The sequence below is a fragment of the Syntrophorhabdaceae bacterium genome (assembly GCA_028713955.1).
Classification (GTDB): Bacteria; Desulfobacterota; Syntrophorhabdia; order Syntrophorhabdales; family Syntrophorhabdaceae; genus UBA5609.
Genome location: JAQTNJ010000322.1, coordinates 1 through 3,014, shown reverse-complemented (window position 1 = coordinate 3,014; position 3,014 = coordinate 1). Strand labels below are relative to the sequence as shown.

The following is a 3,014-nucleotide window of genomic DNA, read 5'->3' as shown; positions in this document are numbered from 1 at the left end:
CTGTCCTTCTATCTCGATCATGCCCCGCGTGGGTCTGTCCAGCCCTGCAAGAAGATTTAAGAGCGTTGTTTTGCCGGAGCCGCTTTTCCCGAAGAGGGCAACAATATCGCCGGCAGCCACCACGAGATTTGTCCCCCGGAGCGCGGGTTCGCCCTGTTCATCATCACCGTAATATTTCCAGAGATCTGCAACACGTATAACAGGCTGCATTCCTAAAAAGACCATATTTTTAGGGAAATGGCAAATAGGCAAAGAGACTGATATGTTTACAAGGCGGCGGCGAGGAATTATAATCCATGTATGGCAAAGGTCAAAATGTTCCTTACGCTGTTGGCTGTGTTTTTCGTGTTGTTCAACTGTTCTCCATCGGTCCGGCAGGTGCAGCCGCGCCTTGAGGTTGTAAAGTCTGTTGACCTTAAAAGATACGTGGGCACGTGGTATGAGATCGCAAGCTACCCTGCGAGTTTTCAGAAGGGCTGCACGGCAACGAAGGCCATATACGCGCTACTGGACGATGGAAGGGTCGATGTCCTCAACGAGTGCAAAAGAGGCGCGCCCGATGCCGAACCGAGCCGGGCGAAGGGGAAGGCGAAGGTTGTTGATATTACAACAAACGCGAAGCTGAAGGTTACCTTCTTCTGGCCGTTTTACGGCGACTACTGGATAATCGACCTTGGCAAAAACTACGAATATGCCGTTGTCGGCCACCCGTCAAGAAAATACCTGTGGATCTTAAGCCGGGAACCGCGGATGGACGAAACCCTCTACAACACGATCCTTGAACGCCTCAGGAATGAGAAAGGCTATGACATTACGAAGCTTGTCAAGACGCCCCAGCCATAATACGGCTCATAGTTCATGGCTCATGGCAAGACCACTCAATAACCAATAACCAAACACCAATCACCATTTAATTCACAATAACCAATGACCGAATACCCAAACGGGAAGAAATGCCGGCAAGTCTTTTTGGTTATTGAATATTGGTTATTATTTGGTGATTGGTTATTGGTGTTTGGTGATTCTCTCTTAGGCTGCTTTTCTTGCCGGAAGGTAGATGAGAAAGGGTGTATAGGGGACAAGGAGGACGTTGTGCGGCCTCGCGATCTCTTCCTCTTCGACGAGCCCGAGGCTTGAGAGATAGGGGAATCGTACCTCAGATGTCGAGCATAATCTTGGTTCCAAGGGTTCATGGAAGACCTCAAGACGGCGGAGGATCTTCGTATCGCTGTAAAATCCGGCAAGCGGGTCGACGAGGTAGGACATTGCCTCTTCCCGTGACGGAAAGGGCTCAAGGGTCGTTATTTTTTCTGCAGTCTGCTCTGCTTTAATAGAAAATTGGCCGTGCCAGATCCCCGACACCTCATAGGCGTCATACCTCCCCTCCATATCCTTGCAGGTGTGGATCGCAAATGGCGTATGTTCTACCGGCATCCCGGAGAGGATCCTGTAGAGGAATGTGATGAGGGAGCCGCTGATGCCGCAATGGATGAAATAGACGGCAGGCTGCCCTGTCAAGGGGTCGACCACGTAGGTGCGGATATTCACCTGGTCGAAGGGGATAGGAGGGGTGGGGACCGTCGCCGCACCGCTTGTCTTTCCCCTGAAGATGACGAGGGAGAGGAAGGTCTTTCCCTTCTGCACCTCGGCAAGCTGCAAATTTTGCGGTATACGGGCTAAAAGTCGCTGTACAGGGATAAGGTACGAAACATAAAGCATATCGTGGAGACGCATCTCCACAGAGAAAAGCTTTTTGAGCATACTCACAGGAGATACTATAGGACATTTATTCAATAAAAACAATGCTGCAAGCCCACGACCTGCAAGGGGTTGACATTGGCAGAGAAATGTATATGCTAATGCATACCGTTATTGCGCAACGAGCAATAACAGACTGAAGGAAAGGAGTGTAATATGTTTGAGGTATCTGACATGGCAGGTGAAATGATCAAGCAATTTCTTGAAGGTAAAAACGGTCCTCAATCCATTCGGGTCATGATGACAGAGGGTGGGTGATCGGGGCCCTCATTGGGTATGGCTCTGGATGAGCCACATGATGATGACCAGATCTTTAATGAAAAGGGTGTTACGTTTATCATGAACAAGGAACTTTTTGAAGAGGTAAAACCGGTCAGCATCGATTTCGTGAAGTCTGCCATGGGCGCAGGCTTTATGATACAATCGGAGCTCTCGAAGAAGGCTGAAGGTGGTTGCGGAAGCGGTTCCTGCAGCTGCTGAAAATAATTACCAGGGCATACCATGTCCTCCATGAGATGATGCGGTATGCCCCTTACACATGCGGGCGATAATCATCACGGGAGTGTTTGATGTCTTTCAATAAAATCAATTGCGCCGTTTTTCTCGTCTTTGTTCTGTTCCTTATGTTTTTCCCTTGTGCCGTGGGTGCCCAGGAAGAGTGCCTGTCACCGGAGGACAAAAAGGTTTTTATGGAGATGTATTCCGATGTCGTTGAAAAGGGGCAGACCCAGAGGGTAGAGGAAGTAAAACAGTTCTTAAGAACCCACGGGTGCGCGAAAGAGATGGATGAGGCGGAAAAACGCGCGCAGGAGATCGTCAAGGGTATGATGAAACAAGAAGATCAATAATAACCAATCACCAATAACCAAGCTCTATTTAACCCGGATTTTTCATCAGGATGAGCGTTGGTGTCGGCCTTGCTATTTCCGGGGCCCACGTCGCCCCCTCCACGAACAAAGTCCGTGGAGCCTCCCCCTCTCACTCGTGAACTCGCTATAGGTTCCTATTTGCAAACACGCTGGATAAAGACAGTGAATAGTGAACGGTGAATAGCAAGCCCGACACCAACGCTCTACGGTGAAGTACCGGGGTTTAAAACTTTTCACTTTTTACCTTTCACATTTCACAGGTCATGCGAGCATGACACATTACACGTGATTGCGGAGCATTAGTTCAACGGGATGCGGGTTCAGGTAGTGCTGTGTTTTCAGGTACGGCTCATCATATTTTCGCACGTAGTGATTGAGGATTGTCAC

5 protein-coding genes are annotated in these 3,014 nt (G+C 49.2%); 3 read left to right on the top strand and 2 right to left on the bottom strand.

All coding sequences use genetic code 11. The annotated features are described in order from the left end of the window. On the bottom strand, positions 1-210 hold a 210-nt coding region (locus PHU49_16465; protein MDD5245603.1), incomplete at its 3' end, for an ATP-binding cassette domain-containing protein. 90 nt (positions 211-300) lie between these two features. On the opposite strand from PHU49_16465, the gene PHU49_16460 reads away from it, so the two are divergent. Further along, complete coding sequence (locus tag PHU49_16460) at positions 301-843, top strand: lipocalin family protein (protein ID MDD5245602.1); 543 nt, start codon at positions 301-303, stop codon at positions 841-843. 186 nt (positions 844-1,029) lie between these two features. On the opposite strand, the gene PHU49_16455 is transcribed toward PHU49_16460, so the two are convergent. Continuing rightward, positions 1,030-1,761 (bottom strand): DUF2071 domain-containing protein, encoded by a 732-nt coding sequence (locus PHU49_16455; GenBank protein MDD5245601.1) that lies wholly within the window; start codon positions 1,759-1,761, stop codon positions 1,030-1,032. 273 nt (positions 1,762-2,034) lie between these two features. On the opposite strand from PHU49_16455, the gene PHU49_16450 reads away from it, so the two are divergent. Together PHU49_16450 and PHU49_16445 are read left to right on the top strand one after the other, a co-directional pair. Then, the gene (locus PHU49_16450; GenBank protein ID MDD5245600.1) at positions 2,035-2,238 is read left to right on the top strand and encodes a hypothetical protein; all 204 of its coding nucleotides are present in this window, start codon (positions 2,035-2,037) and stop codon (positions 2,236-2,238) included. A gap of 89 nt (positions 2,239-2,327) precedes the next feature. Further along, the gene (locus tag PHU49_16445) at positions 2,328-2,606 is read left to right on the top strand and encodes a hypothetical protein (GenBank protein MDD5245599.1); all 279 of its coding nucleotides are present in this window, start codon (positions 2,328-2,330) and stop codon (positions 2,604-2,606) included. The last annotated feature ends 408 nt before the right edge of the window (positions 2,607-3,014 follow it).

Coding starts and splice junctions, on each gene's coding strand:
- PHU49_16460 (MDD5245602.1), top strand. CDS start 301: ATGGCAAAGGTCAAAATGTTCCTTACGCTGTTGGCTGTGTTTTTCGTG.
- PHU49_16455 (MDD5245601.1), bottom strand. CDS start 1,761: ATGCTCAAAAAGCTTTTCTCTGTGGAGATGCGTCTCCACGATATGCTT.
- PHU49_16450 (MDD5245600.1), top strand. CDS start 2,035: ATGGCTCTGGATGAGCCACATGATGATGACCAGATCTTTAATGAAAAG.
- PHU49_16445 (MDD5245599.1), top strand. CDS start 2,328: ATGTCTTTCAATAAAATCAATTGCGCCGTTTTTCTCGTCTTTGTTCTG.